The following is a 16,310-nucleotide window of genomic DNA, read 5'->3' as shown; positions in this document are numbered from 1 at the left end:
TGTTACATAAGAACCACGTCGTACTGCTCCTGGGTGTAGAGCGATTCAACCTGTAATTTGATCGGTTTGCCAATGAATTCCTCAAGCTCGGCGATACTGTCTGACTCTTCATCGAGCAGGCGGTCCACCACCTCCTGCGCGGCCAGCACGAGAAAGGTTTGTGCATCATACTGGCGGGCCTCACGCAAGATTTCGCGAAATATCTCATAACACACGGTCTCGGCCGTGCGCAGTGAACCGCGCCCGCCACAGGTCGGACAGGCCTCACACAGCACATGTTCGAGCGATTCACGCGTACGCTTGCGTGTCATCTCTACCAGGCCAAGGGCCGAGACCTGGCTGATGTGGCACTTGGCATGATCACGCTCGAGACCCTTTTCCAGCGCGCGCAGCACCTGGCGCTTATGCTCTTCATCCTGCATGTCGATAAAATCGAGAATAATGATGCCACCCAGGTTACGCAGGCGCAGTTGTCGGGCAATCGCCTGGGTCGCCTCGAGGTTGGTCTTGAAAATGGTTTCTTCGAGATTGCGGTGGCCGACAAAGGCACCGGTGTTGACATCAATGGTGGTCAGGGCCTCAGTCTGATCGATGATCAGGTAACCACCCGACTTCAACTGGGCCTTTTTCTCCAGGGCCTTGTGAATCTCATCCTCTACCGAGTAGAGGTCAAAGATCGGCCGTTCCCCGGGGTAGTATTCAATACGCTCGGCGACCTCGGGGATAAACTTGCGCGCAAACTTGGCGGCACGCTCAAAGGTCTCACGTGAGTCAATGCGGATCTTTTCAATCTCCGGGCTGACCAGGTCGCGCATCATGCGCATGGCCAGTGGCAGGTCTTCATGGATCACCGACTTGGTCGGCTCGGAACGCATGCGCTCACGTATCGAATCCCACATACGGTTGAGGAACTTAACATCGGCATTCAACTCGGCCTCGCTGATACCCTCGGCCGCGGTACGCAGGATGTAACCACCGGCATATTCCTCGGTGATGATATTTTCCATGTGCTCACGCAGACGTGCGCGTTCCTCCTCACCCTCGATCTTTTGCGACACGCCGATATGCGAGGTGCCCGGCATGAAGACGAGGAAACGCGAGGGGATCGATATTTGCGTGGTCAGGCGCGCGCCCTTGGTACCCAGTGGGTCCTTGATCACCTGTACGCACACATCCTGGCCCTCATGCACGAGTTCGGAAATGGTATCATTCCGCTCTTCATTGCCGTTGCCGTTGCCATTTTCGGTAACAATATCCGAGGCATGCAGGAAGGCCGCGCGTTCCAGGCCCATATCGATAAACGCCGCCTGCATACCCGGCAGGACCCGTGAGACCTTGCCCTTGTAGACATTACCGACCAGCCCACGCTTGCGCTCGCGCTCGATATAAACCTCTTGCAACACACCGTTTTCCACCAAGGCGACCCGGGTCTCGTTAGGCGTTATATTGATTAATATCTCACTACTCATCATGCCATTGCCCGTCCCTGCAGGCATTCCTTATTATTATTACAATGTGCATCATACCACCGTCAAAAGGACTTTCAGATGACAGGGACCGCAAATTCCATAAGCAAATCGGCGGTTTCAAACACCGGCAGGCCCATCACCCCGCTATAACTGCCCTCGAGGTGCTCGACAAATACCGCCGCCCGCCCCTGGATGGCATAAGCGCCGGCCTTGTCGTCGGGCTCACCCGTCGCACAGTAGGCCTGGCGCTCGGCAGCCGTGATCACACGGAACCGCACCCGGCTGATACTCAGGCGCATGGCCTCATGCCCCTCGCCGGCCAGGTCCCCGACCAGCGCCACGGCAGTCATTACCCGGTGCTCACGACCGGAAAGCCGCGCCAACATGGCCTCGGCATCGGCGCGATCGGCAGGTTTACCCAATACCTCGTCATCGAGCACGACAATGGTATCGGCGCCTAGCACGGGCCGGTCCTGAGCACTGTGTTGCCAGCCGGCGCGGGCCTTGGCGAGCGCCAGGCGCTCGACAAATTGCGCCGCCACCTCAGCGGGCCGACGCTGTTCCGGCACATCGACCGAGATCACATCGAAAGGGACACCGATTTGCCCCAGCAGTTCGCGGCGGCGCGGCGATTGGGAGGCGAGGTAAATAGCCATATTCGTCGTTAATCCTGTGTTATGCGTTAAAAAGCCTACACACCCATAATTGGACAGGATTTACAGTCCCATCACTAGGCGCGGTGATAGGGATGGTTATTCAGTAACGACCAGGCACGGTAGAGCTGCTCGGCCAACACCACCCGCACCAGCGCATGTGGCAGGGTCAGGTTGGAGAGTGACCAGCTCATATCGGCACGTTGCTTGACCTCCGGGGCCAGACCGTCGGCACCACCGATGAGCAGGGCCACATCACGACCACCCTGGCTCCAGTCCGATAACTGCGCGGCGAGGTCCTGGGTACCCCAGGCATGACCCTGTTCATCAAGGGCTATAACCCGGCAATCCCTGGGCAGGGCATCGAGCATGCGTTTGCCTTCATCGGCGATGGCGCGGGTGATGTCGGCGTTCTTGCCACGCTTACCGGCAGCAAGTTCAACAAGGTTGAGGCGATACTCGCTGGGCAGACGCTTGGCAAAATCCTGGTAGGCCGTAGTGACCCAGCCCGGCATGCGCTGACCCACCGCGATGAGGTGAATGCGCATCAGCTGCCGGCGTCTGCTTCCGCGCCCATCTCCGTACTCCAGAGTTTTTCAAGATTATAAAAATCACGCACCTGCGGCACCATGACATGGACGACCACGTCACCGAGGTCAATCAACACCCACTCGCCATCGGTCTCACCTTCGGTGCCAATTGGCGTCACACCATTTTCCTTGGCCTTGACGACGACATTATTGGCCAGCGACCGGACCTGGCGGCTCGAGGTACCACTGGCGATAACCATGATGTCGGTGATGCTGGTCTTGTCGCGGACATCAATGACACGGATATCCTGTGCCTTCACATCTTCCAACGCCGCGATGACGATCTTGCATAACGCCTCAGCGTCTATGTTTACTGTTTCACTCATTGATAAAGCCCGTGTTGCTGAATGTATTGCCAGACCGCGTCTGGCAGGAGATAACGTGCACTGTTGCCGGCAGCGACCAGGGCACGAATCTGGGTCGCCGAAATATCAAGGTATGTAGCTTCGAGCAGGAATATCTTGCCGGCATAATCGCCGGCCAGTTCCGTCGCCTGCTGACAACGCCGTTGTTCAAACTCTTGTTGCAGCCCTGCATCATGGAATTGTAATGCACTGCCCGGCCGCTGCACGACCACAATATGCGCCAACGCGAAAATCTGTCGCCAGTCTTTCCACTGCGCAAAACCGATAAAGGCATCCATACCCACAATCAGGCACAGGGGGGTGTCCGGGTAGTCAGCGCGCAGCGTCCGTAATGTATCGACGCTAAAGGACGGCCCTTCACGCTGCAGTTCACGGCCATCGGCGACCAGCCCCGGTTCACCGGCAATCGCCGCCTCGAGCATGGCCAACCTTTGCCCGGCCGTAACCCGGGGTGCATCGCGTAAGGGTGATTGTCGGCAAGGCAACAGGCGGACCTCCTGCAAGCCCAGCTGCTGCAGGGCATCCAGCGCGATACGCAGGTGCCCGCAATGCACAGGGTCGAAGGTACCGCCAAGAATGCCAATCGGTTTCATCGCGTGCCAGAAAGGGCAAGCAGCCCGAGGCCCCGTTGCCTACGTACGAATATGTCCGTCACCGATAACGATGTACTTCTGTGAGGTGAGGCCTTCCAGCCCGACCGGGCCACGAGCGTGGATCTTGTCGGTACTAATACCAATCTCGGCACCGAGGCCATACTCAAAGCCATCGGCAAAACGTGTTGAGGCGTTGATCATCACCGAGCTCGAATCTACCTCGCTGATGAAGCGGCGCGCGCGGCTGAGGTCTTCGGTCATGATCGACTCCGTATGCTGCGAGCTGTGTGCGTGAATATGTTCGATCGCGGCATCCATATCGGCGACCACGCGAATCGACAGGATCGGCGCGAGGTATTCCTCATCCCAGTCGGCCTCGGTTGCGGCCCTGGCATCGGACAGGATCGCGCAGGTCTTGTCACAACCGCGCAACTCAACCCCGGCCTCGGCATATAGCTTTGCCAGTGGCGGCAGGAACGTCGCGGCAATGCCCTCGGCGACCAGCAGGGTCTCCATCGTATTACAGGTACCGTAACGCTGGGTCTTGGCGTTAAAGGCCACGGCCACGGCCTTGTCGAAGTCGGCCTTGTCATCCACATAGACATGACAAACCCCGTGCAGGTGTTTGATGACCGGCACGCGCGCCTCTTCAGAGATGCGTTCAATCAGACCCTTGCCACCGCGTGGCACAATGACATCGACATAGTCACGCATACGGATCAGTTCCCCCACCGCGGCGCGGTCGGTGATCTCGATTACCTGTACGGCGGTTTGTGGCAGGCCAGCCACGTCCAGCCCTTCACGCACACAGGTGGCAATCGCCTGGTTGGAATGCAGGGCCTCGGAACCACCACGCAGGATCGCGGCATTGCCCGACTTCAGGCACAGGCCGGCGGCATCGGCGGTCACATTCGGACGGGATTCATAAATGATACCAATGACGCCGAGCGGCACGCGCATCTTGCCGACCTGAATACCACTTGGGCGGTAGTGCATATCCTCGATCTCACCAACCGGATCAGGCAGGCTGGCGATCTGGCGCAACCCCTCGGCCATGCCGTCGATACGCGCATCGTTGAGTTCGAGGCGATCCAGTAAGGCATCATCAAGGCCGCCTTTGCGACCAGCATCCATATCGCGTTTGTTGGCGTCAAGCAGCGCCGCACGACCGGACAGGATCGCATCGGCAATCGCGTTCAGGGCCGCATTCTTCTGCGCCGTGGTAGCACGCGCCGTCGCCCGCGAGGCGGCACGGGCACGCACGCCGACCTCCTGCATGTAGGCCACAACATCCATCTGTTGCTGTTTCATAGTGGTTTGCATCGTCATCACACTTTGTTTGAGTAGCGGGTAGCTTAACCGCGGGCTTGCGCGACACGACGCTGCAAGCCGGTGGCGACCGCCATACCCGCCAAGGCAAGGCACAATTGTAACAATTCATCTCGCACATTGCCCGCCAGTTGTCCCTTGATGACACGATCGATACGTGCCGCGACCAACACCAGACCCTGCCAACGACGTGGCCCGCTGCGCTGCAAGGCCTTTTTAATCAATGGCTTGCGCTTCTGCCAGACACGGTAACGGGTCATTACCTGTTCCACCGCGGCGTCCCCCGGTGGCCCGCCACTGCCGGCACATTCGGCGGCCATACTGGCCAGGCTGCGCAGTTCACGGCCCAGCACCCACAGCAGCAGCACCGGCTCGATGCCCTCATCCTGCAGGCGATTGAACATACGCTGGGTCTGGGCGGCATCCCCGTCGAGGGCGGTATCGACGAGACGGTAGATATCAAAGCGAGCATTATCGACCACGGCCTCGTCGATGTCTTCAACCGTGATCTGGCCGCTGCCGTGCAACAGTTGCAGCTTGTCGATCTCCTGGGCGGCGGCCAGCAGGTTGCCCTCGACACGCTGAGACAATAACTCCACGGCGGCGACATCGGGTTGCAGGCCACGCTCACGCATCCGCGCCCCGACCCAACCCGGCAGACGCGCCGGTTCAAGCGGCCAGATGGTCAGGCTGGCACCGGCAGCCTCCAGCGTCTTGAACCACTTGGTCTTCGGTACCGAGGCCTCAAGCTTGCCGGTAATAATGAGTAACAGGGTGTCTTCGGGGGGACGCTCGACCCAGTGCAACAGCGCCTTGCGACCCGCATCGCCGGGTTTGCCGGTTGGCATACGCAACTCAACAATGCGCCGTTCAGCGAACAGCGATAGCGTATCACTGGCATCGTTAAGGGCCGCCCAGTCGAAACTGCGGTCGACGTGCATAACCTCGCGTTCACTATAGCCCTGCGCACGTGCCGCCGCGCGGATGGTATCGGCGGCCTCCTGCACAAGCAGGATTTCATCACCACTGAGGAAATAAAGGGGCGCGAGCCCGCCCTGTAGGTGGGACTCGAGTTGTGAGGCGTTAAGCTTCACGCCTCATCCATCAGCCACGGGTGCGGGTGCTTGCCTGCAGGCGTCGCAGGATCTGGCCAACCAGATCACGCTCCATGTCCTTACGAAGCTGCACTTCCTCGTTATCCGTGCCGAGCACATTGTTCTGGTCGAATACGTAGTCACGCAGCTGTTGCAGGGGCTGTTCTGGCAACAGCACCTTGCCCTGACGGTCACGTAGCGACAGATTCACGCTGTAGTGCAGTTCATACTCGGCGGTCTTGCCGGACACAGCCGATACCGACAACAGGCGACGCTGGTAATTGACCTGCCCCAGTTTGAGGATGACCTGGGCGTCGGCGAGTTCCACCACGTCGATACCGTTGCCCTGCAGGGTGCGCTTCAGGTCCAGGCCCAGCGGGGAATATGGCGACACGCCCTCAATGGCCATGCGCTGGTAGGCCGCCGGCAGGTCGACACCGCCACGCAGGTGAAAACCGCAGCCACTCAAGAGGCTGGCGAACAGAAATAAAATTGTCAGGCGTAATGCAGTCATAGGTCCCCCATAGCGGTAAAATTTATCATGCCACAACGATATTCACCAGCTTGCCGGGCACGACAATCACCTTGCGAACGGTCTTGCCGTCCATATTGCGTTGCACATTTTCATCGGCCAGCGCGGCGGCCTCGATGGCCTCACGGCTGGCATCGGCGGCAACGGTAATCCGTCCGCGCAGTTTGCCATTGACCTGAACGACGATCTCCAGCGAGTCCTTGACCATGGCCTGCGCATCGACACTCGGCCAGTGGGCATCGAGGATCGGTGCGGTATTACCGCGCGACTGCCACAGCGCGTGGCTGATGTGTGGCACGATCGGTGCCAGCACGCGCAACACCATGTCGATGCCCTCGGCATAGACGGCATCGCGAGCGGCCGCGACCGGTTGTTTCTCGACCTCGCTGAGCACATTGACGATCTTCATGCAGGCGGCGACCACGGTGTTGAACTGGTAACGTTCGACATCGCGGTTGATCTGTTCGAGCTGGCTATGTAACTCGCCACGCTGGGCCCGCAAATCCCCCTCCAGGACCGACCAGTCAAAGCCTTCAAACCGGGTCGGCGCAGACTGCGCCAGTTTCCACAGGCGCTTGAGGAAACGAAACGCCCCCTCCACGGCATCGTCATTCCACTCCAGCGACTGCTCGGGGGGTGCGGCGAACATGGTGAACAGACGCACCGTGTCGGCCCCGTACTTCTTAATCAGGTCCTGCGGGTCGACGGTGTTGCCCTTCGACTTCGACATCTTGGTGCCGTCCTTCAGCACCATACCCTGGGTGAGCAGGTTCTTGAACGGCTCGTCGACTTTTAAGCGGCCGACATCTGCCGCTCCCGGCATCCCTGCCTCACGCGGCACGAGTACACCCTCTACGTCGCGCATCAGCTTCTGATAAAAGCGCGCATATAAAAGGTGCAGGATGGCATGCTCGATACCGCCAACGTACTGGTCAACCGGCAGCCAGTAATTGGCGCGCTCGTCGAGCATGGCCTTGTCATTATCGGCACAGGCGTAGCGGGCGTAGTACCAGGACGATTCCATAAAGGTATCGAAGGTGTCCGTCTCGCGCTCGGCCTTGCCGCCACATTGCGGGCAGGTGGTCTGGTAAAATTCCGGCATCTTCTTGATCGGGGAACCGACGCCGTCGAATTCGATATCGGTCGGCAACACCACCGGCAGCTGCTCTTCCGGCACCGTGACCTCGCCACAGCTCGGGCAGTTGATCATCGGGATCGGTGTGCCCCAGTAACGCTGACGGGAGACCCCCCAGTCACGCAGACGGAAATTAACCTGCTTGCTGCCCTTGCCCTGCCCTTCGAGGTGTTCGGCGATCGCGCTCAGCGCGGTCGCGAAGTCCATGCCATCGAACTGGCCGGAATTCACACACACACCCTTGTCGGTGTAGGCCTTGTCGGCCAGGGCAGTATAAGTTTCCGCATGGGCAAGCTCGGCGTCACTATCCTCGGCAGGACGGATGACCCGCTTCAGCGGCAGGCCGTATTTGCGGGCAAATTCAAAGTCACGCTGGTCGTGCGCCGGCACAGCCATGACCGCACCCTCACCATAGCCCATGAGCACGAAGTTGGCCGCGAACACAGGGACTTCTTCACCCGTGATCGGGTGGATGGCCTTGAGGCCGGTATCGATGCCCTTCTTCTCCATGGTCTCCATGGCGGCCTCGGAGGTCTCCATGACCTTGCACTCTTCGATAAAGGTGGCCAGCGCGGCGTTGTTCGCGGCGGCACGGGCGGCCAGCGAGTGCTCCGGCGCCACGGCGACATAGGTCACGCCCATGAGCGTGTCCGGACGGGTGGTGAAGACTTTCAGCGGCTCGCCGTCGACCTCGAAGACCACCTCTACACCCTCGGAGCGGCCGATCCAGTTGCGCTGCATGGTGCGTACCCGTTCCGGCCAACCCTCGAGTTTGTCGAGTTCTTCGAGTAACTCGTCGGCATATGCCGTGATCTTCATGAAATACTGCGGGATCTCCTTACGCTCGACCGGCGTATCACAACGCCAGCAGCAACCGTCGATGACCTGCTCGTTGGCGAGCACGGTCAGGTCGTTCGGGCACCAGTTCACCGGCGCGGTCTTCTTGTAGATCAGTCCCTTATTGAACAGCCTGGTGAACAGCCACTGCTCCCAGCGGTAGTACTTCGGGTGGCAAGTGGCGAGTTCGCGGCTCCAGTCGAAACCGAAGCCGAGGCTCTGAAACTGGCCACGCATGTAGTCGATGTTCTCGTAGGTCCACTTCGCCGGCGGTACCTTGTTCTTGATCGCGGCATTCTCGGCCGGCAGGCCAAAGGCATCCCAGCCCATCGGCTGCATGACGTTCTTGCCCAGCATGCGCTGGTAGCGGCTGATCACATCACCGATGGTGTAGTTGCGTACGTGGCCCATGTGCAGACGGCCACTTGGATAGGGGAACATGGACAGGCAGTAGAACTTCTCGCGACTCTCGTCTTCAACGGCGCGAAAACAATCGTGCTCCTGCCAGTACTGGCGGGCCGCTTCTTCAATACTTTCAGGGTGATACTGAGCCTTATCCATTATTCTTTATATACCGCTGGTGAAAGGGCGTAAGGATACCGCAGCGCGCGCAGGCCTCACAACCTTATCTGGGCTTATTCCCCACTATTACTCGCCGCAATTCAGGGCTGATGCGGGGCTAGCCAGGCCCCGCCGGATAAGGCATTCTGGGAATATGAACTAACATCTGTATGGAGAGTGCCGCAATGCCCGAACATGATTCCCTCAACCAGAAACTCGTCGATGCCTACAACCGCATGCTTGAACGCCTGAATGTGGCGATGGAAGAGGTCGGCCGCCATGCCCGCCCCGCCCTCCAGGAACAACTCAAGCAGGCCGCCGAAAAGGCCTCCGAGCTTGGCGAACTCGGTCGCGAAGAGGCCGAGGAGATTGCCACCTATCTGAAACGCGATATCCAGGATGCCGCGCAGTGGCTGGCCGACAACGGCGATGAACTGAAAGACTGGTTACGCTTTGATATCGAGCAGGTTGAAGATCGCCTGTTCGAGGCCATGAACTCCGTGGCCGACAAGACGCGCATCGAGCTACAGGCGCTTGAAGAACAGGCCGGCCTGGTCGGTGAATGGAAGACCGGCGAGATCACCGGCATCGGCACGCTGACCTGCGAAGGCTGTGGTGAATTGCTGCATTTTCACACCAGTGGTCACATCCCGCCCTGCCCAAAGTGCCACGGCACCCGTTTCAAGCGTGTGAGTCACTCGGCGGATTAAAATATTCACCGGAGAAAAATCAGGCGGCAGAAACGGCACAATACCGGGAGCTTTGCAGTCGACCAGAGAAGACGTGTTAGGCGCTCGTCTCCGGCTTGTCCCCATCTTCTGTCCCCTGCCGGGTTTGGTCTTCTGCTTTAGCTACCGGCTTTTCCACGGGTTGTGCGATCAGACTGATGATTGTCCAGCCGGGTCCCGGTTTGATATCTCTGTCAGCGCTATAGACTGACAACTGGCCGCGCGGATTAATCGCGAATAACGGTATGGCACGGCGATAATATTTCTTGTGGTACTCATCGAAGCCAAACTCATCCGTCAGGCCCGTGCTTCGAATCGTCGCGCCTTCGGCCAGCATCGTCGATAACTGAGTAAAACTGACATCTTCGGCAAATGCCATATGCCCCTCTGGTGGCCTGTCGGTCTTGGTGTCACCTTCTTTGTCCGCGGCTACTTGCAGAGTAAAGACATTGGCGGCACCAAACTCCGCCCGGTAGCGCATGGCCGCCAGCGCATTCTCTTCCCGTACACCAGACAGGGCGAGCAGCCGACCGATGCCCACCAGGTCCAGGCGGCGATCCGCGTGCTCAGAGACGACATTGCCATAGAAGGTCGGCAGGTTATCCATCTTCGCGGCGCGGATGTTGTCCCAACTGGAATCGGCCAGTAACACCCGAAAGTCATGCTCTTGCAGGACCAACGCAATTGCGCGCGCCAGTGGGCTGGCACCGGCAATCAAAAATCCTTTCGGATCCGGTTCAGCCACACCTAACCATACTGCCAACAGACGTGCCGTTGAGCTTTGCAGGGCCACCGTGCCGATAATGACAATAAAGGTCATAGGCACCAGTAACTCGGCTTGTGCAAAGCCCCGCTGTTGTAATTGCAGGGCAAACAAGGCCGCTACCGCAGCGGCAACGATACCGCGCGGCGCAATCCAGGCAAGCAAGGCACGCTCACGCCAGCTCAGTGAAGAACCCCAGGTTGACAGCAGTATTTTTAATGGCCGCGCCACAAACTGCATGATCAACAATACACCCAGCGCACCCCAGCCCAGTTGTGCAACCAGATTAAAGTCAACCCGTGCGGCGAGAATAATGAACAAGCCTGAGATCAGGACAATGCTCAATGTCTCCTTGAAATTGAGGATATCCCTCATATCCACATTTTTCATGTTTGCCAGCCATATCCCCATGATGGTGACGGTGAGCAAACCGGATTCTTCGCGGATATAATTCGACAGCGCGAAGACACCAAAAACCAGCATCAGCGTGGCAACACTGCGTAAATACTCCGGTAACAGGTGCCGGCGTAACACCACGCCCAATGCATAACCCGCTATCGCGCCAAACACCAAACCGGTCAGTATCTGTTCGGCAAACAGCAGTAGGATATGTCCCAGGGCAACACCACCACTACCCGAGACAATGAACTCATACACCAACACGGCGAGCAAGGCACCGATGGGGTCAATCACAATACCTTCCCAACGCAAAATACTTGATAAATGCGCAGTAGGACGCACACTGCGTAACATCGGCACAATCACAGTTGGTCCGGTCACCACTGTTAGCGCGCCAAACAGCAAGGCAAGTTGCAATGAAATATCGAGCAAGGCGTAAGCAGCCAGTGTGGTAACGGCCCAGGTTGTCAGCACGCCCGTGCTAACCATGCGTTGCACGATACGTTCGAGGCCTTTTATCTCGCTGAACTTCAGCGTCAGACTGCCTTCAAAGAGGACCACGGCCACCGATAGCGACACCATGGGGAAGAGTAAATCGCCAAACAGCGCATCCGGATGAATCCAGCCGGCTACCGGTCCCACCAGAATGCCTGCCAGTAATAAAAACAGAATAGCGGGCAGCTTTACCCACCAGGCAAGCCATTGACAGGCCAGGGCCAGAATACCAATCCCGGCGAGACTCAGAACGATCGTTTCATTCATCTCTAAGAGTACTTTTAGATGTTGTTGAAAACAGCCCCAGTATAGATATGAACGGGATGGTATGTCTAAGCTTTAAGATGATTTTCATAGATTGCGGCGATTAATCCGGTACCGTGGTATTTCTGTCACGTGGCCGCCATAAGAATCGCGCTAAATTTATTCGACCATTTAGGTCAAATGTGACACCTTCATCTTCCAGTAAAATCCTTTGAAATTCTTCGTAACCTGCCTTTGTCCGTGGACTGACTTCACCACGTGCGTTGACGACCCGGTGCCATGGGACCTGAGCCTCGCTGGTGGCCCTGGCCAGGGCCGCCAGTGCGTAACCGATCTGTCGCGCGCCACGAGGTCGGTTGACCAGGCGTGCGATCTGGCCATAGGTTGCAACGCGGCCACGCGGGACCCTGCGCACCATTGCGTAAATATCCTCGTAGCTCATCGCCATCCCTTATCTCAGCATCTTCGTTGCATTTTCTTGTTATAAGATTCGTATCAAAATAAAACCACTATCCGATCGTCCAGAAGACCCCCACAAGGGTCACGATGCTTACCAGACTTGCGATCAGCAGCAGAGCTGATGCCAGTGAAGCATCTCCACCATGACGCCTCAGAAAAACCACGCCAAGAACAGCTGGTGGCATTGCGGCAAGAAGAACCAAGACCTCTTGCCAGAGTTCAGGAAAACCAAATTGGATAGCGAGAGAACTGGCAAGCAGGGGTTTAATAATTAATTTCAGGAGAATGACAATTGTCAGCGCTGCTATTATCTTGCGTGGGTCGGGCAATTTGAACATAAGCCCAACCGATAAAATGGCAAGCGGCGTCAGCGCCGAGGCCAATATATTGCTTAGCTGAAATAGCGGGGCCAGATAGACATTCTCTTCACCAGGTAGTTGAAAACCTCCCCAAAAAAGCCCAATGAGTAATGCGAAAAACACGGGGGACTTGAAAAACCCCAGAGATGATTTCCATTGTGATTTTACGTCTATCGTTTCTGAACCAAAATAGGCAGCAAGGATGGGGCCTAAAATAAAGATTGGGTAGCCAACGCCTATTTCTGAAATAAGCACGGCCTCGCTGAGCGCTTCAGGCGTGTGCGGAAACATTTGTATAATAATCGAGTACCCCAGAAACGTTGAGGATCCGAATGCAGAGCAGAAAACAATGGCACCTTGCTGTGCCTTGTTAAACTTCAGTAAGACGCTAATCCCCCATGCCAGGGCAATGCAAAACAGTTCCAGGCCCAGCATGACCAGTGCCGGGGCCATTTGATCCAACTGGATTGACTGCTTTGCCAGGGTAACGAAAATAATGGCTGGCAAACACAAGTCGGTAACAATGCGGGCAAGCGTCAGGGAATGTTCTTCTTTTAATGTCCCCTTGCGCCGCAGAAAAATGGCCAGCGCATAAATAAACACAATGACGAGAACGGCATTCACAAGATTATGCAATGCGTACATTAATAGGACTTCCTGTTTCTAACAACTTATCCCAGTCGACGCCTTGGCGGTCGGCCAGGGCATCTTTTCAACATTAAAATGAACAGGAAGTAAGTTCTTACTGCCCTTGCTCGCGCTGTCTGGAACGACGCCTGTTGCGTTCAGTAAGGTTCTGCAAAAAAGACTTTAGCTCTGTTTGCCCCCACTCTTGTGCCTCCGCCTCAGTAGCAAACCCACCTTGACTCTTTGAAACCACGGTTTCCTTCGAGGTGATACGCCTTATGATTTCTACAGTCCAGGAAGTATCATCCCGGACTACTCGATAATCGTATTTTTTGGCTTTCGACATTTTGCTAAATTTCCTACAGGTTTACTTAATTGAACTATTTTAGAAAGCTTACTGCCATTTTTCCATTCATTTACGCGAACCCCATACTTTTGCAACGGCCCGATCGCTACCAATAAACCCGATCAGCAGACTGAGTAGGCCCCCACCACCAAATATCAGTACCGGCAATAAATACCCGAGGTCTTTTCCTTGTGCAAAAAACAACACCAGCCCGGCCAGGGTCGAAAACAGGCAACCCATGAACACAAGAATTTTCCGATGTGACGGTTTATAGACGAAGGGACTTGTGCCGGTCTCAAAGCGATTCAGGATGGGAGAGAATAGAGTTCGTAATAGCATTTTCATTCGCGTAATTCTGCCCTGATAGCCACTTTTCAATGGCGCTAATTTAGATCCACTGCATATTTTTTCAGCAGCGCTATAGGGACAACCTCTAAGGCCTTTATATGAGTTTTTGTCAGGTGAACTCTGGGTGCCATATTGTTTTCATAGGCCTCCAGCCAGCGCGCCGCACACAGGCACCAGCCATCACCCGGTATCAGGCCCTCGAACCCATGTTCAGGCATGGGCGTTGACAGATCATTGCCTTTAGATCGGGAGTATTCGAGAAATTCCTTTGAGGCCTCAATACAGACCGTATGTGAACCCACATCTTCTTTACACGTATTACATTTACCGTCTCGGTAAAACCCCGTCACCGGGTCGTCCCCACATAATACCAGTGGCTCACCAAGCACATTGACTGATTCAAACATGTCCATCATTTATTTACCTTGTACAAGAATCAATAAGGTCTAACCTTAAAGGCTCCCTACAACACAGCAATCAAAATGCAGCTTGTATGGTGTTAAAGGGTAGACATGCACCGATGCATATGATCGTTATAGAAAGTGTCTACGCTTCAAAAGAGTCAACCGATACTACCTACCGCATCATTAATACCTATTTAGGTAAAAGCTGTCAATCGACGCATAAGACACGCTAGGAGGCTTTCATGGTGGGGGCGTAGTCCTTGATACAGGGTAAGTTACTGAGCGGCTGACCGTTTATCTCTACAAGGAGCTTGTTGGCACCAAACCGGCGGCCAGCAGGAGGCCGGTTATGTCAGCCATGCTGACGCGCGGTCTGTGGTAGTGTTTGCGCGGCCGTATTGCGCGCCGCGATCAGTGCCGCGGTAATGGCAATGGCAATTTCGGCCGGTGTACGACTGCCGATATCGAGGCCCACCGGTCCATGCAGACGTGCGCGTTGCTGGGGGCTGAGTCCCATGCGTTGCAAGCGCTGCAGCCGGGCCTGCTGGTTTTTTTGTGAGCCGAGGGCGCCAATATAGAAGGCCTTGGTCTGCAGTGCCGCGGCCAGTGCGGCGTCTTCTAACTGTGGCGCGTGCGCCAGGGCCAGGACAACGGTCTGGGGGTCGGGCGCAAACGCTGGCAGGAAGGTCTCCGGGGCGGTGCTGACCTGGACGGTGCCTTCGACCTCCCAGCCGTTGACGTACTCCGGCCGTGGATCGCAGAGGGTGACGGCGTAATCGAGCATGAGCGCGAGTTGTGCCACGCGTCGGGCCAGTTCGCCGGCACCTATGATCAGCATGCGCCAGGCGGGGCCAAAGGCCTTGTAGAGGTGGTCGCCATCAAGGCGTAGGGCGTCGTCGTCGTCGCTGGGGGGCTGCAGTTGGGTGGCGCCGGTCTGTAGACAGACCCGGCGAACGATGCGCTCGCGGGCGGTCATGTGCGCCAGGACGGTGCGCAGTTGGGTGGCGTTATGGAGGGTCTCGACTACCAGCGCCAGGCGGCCCCCACACGGCAGGCCGACACGACGGGTGGTGCCGGTGCTGATGCCGTATTCGATCTGTTGCGGGCGCGGGTCTTCAAAGTCGCCGCGCAAGACCCGTTGCACGAGGTCGTCTTCGACACAGCCCCCGGAGACGGACCCGACTACGCGCCCCTCGGCCTGGATCGCCATCAGTGCCCCGGGGCGCCGGGGGGAGGAGCCCCAGGTACGGACTACGGTTATCAGTGTCACGGCGGCGCCGTCGTCCAGCCAGCCGATGGCGGTATGCAGGACTTCGTTATCGGTGTTGCGATCCATTCGTTATATATAATTGTTATTGATGTTTAGTTGCAGCATGTTTGCGCCCTCATGGAGAATAACCCTAACCTATCAAGTGGTCGAAGTCTCTGGCTTGGTCCTGTAATCGGAACGGTCTTTTTCGGCCTGTCCATTTCAGTTGCTGGTCGGAGTAGTATCAAGTTTTTTATATGACAGTATATATTTTGTTATACGAATTCAGTGCAGCTCATTATTTTAGTGCGGCTCTATTTTAGTGCAGAGTCAGTATGGGCTTTCTTGGGTATTTTGCTTTTTTACCAGTATCACGGATACATTGCTGCTGGACTGCTGTCCTATAGTACAGGTAGTACAGGTAGTACAGGCTAGCCGGACCTGATTTTCATACCCGACCGCCACCGTAGAGAATCTACCTATTTTGGCTTATGTAGCCTATGGCTGGGATATGTTTCAATAGTTGAACTCTGACACATTATTGTCACCAAGATTTCTTATAGTCTTTAAAAGTGGTCACTAGAATTAATTTCTATATCAAGCCATGATGCGATAGCAGTCTGGCATATGGCTGGTTCTGAAACTAGCCATTCCAGAATCGAGTAAAAGTAGGTTATTCATTCAGGCCCACTGTAGTACTGGCGATACCTC

Annotated in this window: 17 protein-coding genes and 1 pseudogene; 1 reads left to right on the top strand and 17 read right to left on the bottom strand. The window is 56.5% G+C overall.

Annotated elements, in window-relative coordinates; genetic code table 11:
- Window positions 1–2: 2 nt before the first annotated feature.
- The 9 genes from rng to leuS form a co-directional block, all read right to left on the bottom strand.
- Window positions 3–1,469, bottom strand: coding sequence for a ribonuclease G (gene rng / locus EL386_RS03110; protein ID WP_126457206.1), 1,467 nt, complete (start codon window positions 1,467–1,469; stop codon window positions 3–5).
- A gap of 74 nt (window positions 1,470–1,543) precedes the next feature.
- Window positions 1,544–2,125, bottom strand: a complete 582-nt coding sequence (locus EL386_RS03105; RefSeq protein ID WP_126453269.1) for a Maf family protein — start codon at window positions 2,123–2,125, stop codon at window positions 1,544–1,546.
- 74 nt (window positions 2,126–2,199) lie between these two features.
- The gene (rlmH, locus tag EL386_RS03100) at window positions 2,200–2,670 is read right to left on the bottom strand and encodes a 23S rRNA (pseudouridine(1915)-N(3))-methyltransferase RlmH (RefSeq protein ID WP_126453266.1); all 471 of its coding nucleotides are present in this window, start codon (window positions 2,668–2,670) and stop codon (window positions 2,200–2,202) included.
- A complete protein-coding gene (gene rsfS, locus EL386_RS03095) occupies window positions 2,670–3,038 on the bottom strand; it encodes a ribosome silencing factor (protein ID WP_172597598.1) in 369 nt (122 codons plus the stop codon). Before rsfS ends, rlmH begins: the two co-directional genes overlap by 1 nt.
- Window positions 3,035–3,670, bottom strand: a complete 636-nt coding sequence (nadD, locus tag EL386_RS03090) for a nicotinate-nucleotide adenylyltransferase (RefSeq protein WP_126453264.1) — start codon at window positions 3,668–3,670, stop codon at window positions 3,035–3,037. The genes rsfS and nadD overlap by 4 nt, the downstream gene beginning before the upstream one ends.
- Window positions 3,671–3,709: 39 nt before the next feature.
- Window positions 3,710–4,966, bottom strand: a complete 1,257-nt coding sequence (locus EL386_RS03085; protein ID WP_126457204.1) for a glutamate-5-semialdehyde dehydrogenase — start codon at window positions 4,964–4,966, stop codon at window positions 3,710–3,712.
- A 59-nt stretch (window positions 4,967–5,025) separates the two neighbouring features.
- A complete protein-coding gene (holA, locus tag EL386_RS03080; protein WP_126453261.1) occupies window positions 5,026–6,093 on the bottom strand; it encodes a DNA polymerase III subunit delta in 1,068 nt (355 codons plus the stop codon).
- 10 nt (window positions 6,094–6,103) lie between these two features.
- Complete coding sequence (locus EL386_RS03075; protein ID WP_126453258.1) at window positions 6,104–6,607, bottom strand: LPS-assembly lipoprotein LptE; 504 nt, start codon at window positions 6,605–6,607, stop codon at window positions 6,104–6,106.
- A gap of 25 nt (window positions 6,608–6,632) precedes the next feature.
- Complete coding sequence (gene leuS, locus EL386_RS03070) at window positions 6,633–9,158, bottom strand: leucine--tRNA ligase (RefSeq protein WP_126453255.1); 2,526 nt, start codon at window positions 9,156–9,158, stop codon at window positions 6,633–6,635.
- Between the two features lie 185 nt (window positions 9,159–9,343).
- Here leuS and EL386_RS03065 point away from each other — a divergent pair, with 185 nt between their 5' ends.
- On the top strand, window positions 9,344–9,868 hold the full coding sequence (locus tag EL386_RS03065; RefSeq protein WP_126453252.1) for a zinc ribbon-containing protein: 525 nt from the start codon (window positions 9,344–9,346) through the stop codon (window positions 9,866–9,868).
- A gap of 76 nt (window positions 9,869–9,944) precedes the next feature.
- On the opposite strand, the gene EL386_RS03060 is transcribed toward EL386_RS03065, so the two are convergent.
- The 8 genes and pseudogenes from EL386_RS03060 to EL386_RS15920 form a co-directional block, all read right to left on the bottom strand.
- Window positions 9,945–11,810, bottom strand: coding sequence for a cation:proton antiporter (locus EL386_RS03060; RefSeq protein ID WP_126453249.1), 1,866 nt, complete (start codon window positions 11,808–11,810; stop codon window positions 9,945–9,947).
- Between the two features lie 100 nt (window positions 11,811–11,910).
- Window positions 11,911–12,249 (bottom strand): MGMT family protein, encoded by a 339-nt coding sequence (locus tag EL386_RS03055; RefSeq protein ID WP_197722140.1) that lies wholly within the window; start codon window positions 12,247–12,249, stop codon window positions 11,911–11,913.
- A gap of 67 nt (window positions 12,250–12,316) precedes the next feature.
- Window positions 12,317–13,270, bottom strand: a complete 954-nt coding sequence (locus EL386_RS03050) for an AEC family transporter (protein ID WP_126453243.1) — start codon at window positions 13,268–13,270, stop codon at window positions 12,317–12,319.
- A gap of 97 nt (window positions 13,271–13,367) precedes the next feature.
- Window positions 13,368–13,598 (bottom strand): DUF3622 domain-containing protein, encoded by a 231-nt coding sequence (locus EL386_RS03045; RefSeq protein WP_126453240.1) that lies wholly within the window; start codon window positions 13,596–13,598, stop codon window positions 13,368–13,370.
- A 66-nt stretch (window positions 13,599–13,664) separates the two neighbouring features.
- Window positions 13,665–13,937, bottom strand: a complete 273-nt coding sequence (locus EL386_RS03040) for a hypothetical protein (protein ID WP_126453237.1) — start codon at window positions 13,935–13,937, stop codon at window positions 13,665–13,667.
- A 44-nt stretch (window positions 13,938–13,981) separates the two neighbouring features.
- Window positions 13,982–14,359 carry a DUF2237 family protein gene (locus tag EL386_RS03035; protein ID WP_126457203.1) on the bottom strand — a complete coding sequence of 126 codons (378 nt, stop codon included), beginning with the start codon at window positions 14,357–14,359 and terminating at the stop codon, window positions 13,982–13,984.
- A gap of 343 nt (window positions 14,360–14,702) precedes the next feature.
- Window positions 14,703–15,188: an XdhC family protein gene (locus EL386_RS15750; protein ID WP_232020235.1), complete on the bottom strand. Its 486-nt coding sequence runs from the start codon at window positions 15,186–15,188 to the stop codon at window positions 14,703–14,705.
- Window positions 15,189–15,497: 309 nt separating this feature from the next.
- Window positions 15,498–15,686: pseudogene (locus tag EL386_RS15920) on the bottom strand (XdhC family protein); the annotation flags it as partial.
- Between the last annotated feature and the right edge of the window lie 624 nt (window positions 15,687–16,310).

The sequence above is a fragment of the Sulfuriflexus mobilis genome (assembly GCF_003967195.1).
In the GTDB taxonomy this organism is placed as follows: domain Bacteria; phylum Pseudomonadota; class Gammaproteobacteria; order AKS1; family AKS1; genus Sulfuriflexus; species Sulfuriflexus mobilis.
The sequence above is the reverse complement of the archived record's forward strand: the minus strand, read 5'-3'. Positions and strand labels throughout refer to the sequence as shown.

Bases quoted from the DNA above. Each gene is read 5' to 3' on its own strand.
- EL386_RS03035 (WP_126457203.1), bottom strand. From the start codon at position 14,359: ATGGACATGTTTGAATCAGTCAATGTGCTTGGTGAGCCACTGGTATTA.
- rng (WP_126457206.1), bottom strand. From the start codon at position 1,469: ATGAGTAGTGAGATATTAATCAATATAACGCCTAACGAGACCCGGGTC.
- leuS (WP_126453255.1), bottom strand. From the start codon at position 9,158: ATGGATAAGGCTCAGTATCACCCTGAAAGTATTGAAGAAGCGGCCCGC.
- EL386_RS03105 (WP_126453269.1), bottom strand. From the start codon at position 2,125: ATGGCTATTTACCTCGCCTCCCAATCGCCGCGCCGCCGCGAACTGCTG.
- EL386_RS03045 (WP_126453240.1), bottom strand. From the start codon at position 13,598: ATGTCGAAAGCCAAAAAATACGATTATCGAGTAGTCCGGGATGATACT.
- EL386_RS03040 (WP_126453237.1), bottom strand. From the start codon at position 13,937: ATGCTATTACGAACTCTATTCTCTCCCATCCTGAATCGCTTTGAGACC.
- EL386_RS03075 (WP_126453258.1), bottom strand. From the start codon at position 6,607: ATGACTGCATTACGCCTGACAATTTTATTTCTGTTCGCCAGCCTCTTG.
- EL386_RS03050 (WP_126453243.1), bottom strand. From the start codon at position 13,270: ATGTACGCATTGCATAATCTTGTGAATGCCGTTCTCGTCATTGTGTTT.
- EL386_RS03055 (WP_197722140.1), bottom strand. From the start codon at position 12,249: ATGAGCTACGAGGATATTTACGCAATGGTGCGCAGGGTCCCGCGTGGC.
- rlmH (WP_126453266.1), bottom strand. From the start codon at position 2,670: ATGCGCATTCACCTCATCGCGGTGGGTCAGCGCATGCCGGGCTGGGTC.
- EL386_RS03085 (WP_126457204.1), bottom strand. From the start codon at position 4,966: ATGGATGTTGTGGCCTACATGCAGGAGGTCGGCGTGCGTGCCCGTGCC.
- EL386_RS15750 (WP_232020235.1), bottom strand. From the start codon at position 15,188: ATGCTGATCATAGGTGCCGGCGAACTGGCCCGACGCGTGGCACAACTC.
- EL386_RS03060 (WP_126453249.1), bottom strand. From the start codon at position 11,810: ATGAATGAAACGATCGTTCTGAGTCTCGCCGGGATTGGTATTCTGGCC.
- EL386_RS03065 (WP_126453252.1), top strand. From the start codon at position 9,344: ATGCCCGAACATGATTCCCTCAACCAGAAACTCGTCGATGCCTACAAC.
- rsfS (WP_172597598.1), bottom strand. From the start codon at position 3,038: ATGAGTGAAACAGTAAACATAGACGCTGAGGCGTTATGCAAGATCGTC.
- nadD (WP_126453264.1), bottom strand. From the start codon at position 3,670: ATGAAACCGATTGGCATTCTTGGCGGTACCTTCGACCCTGTGCATTGC.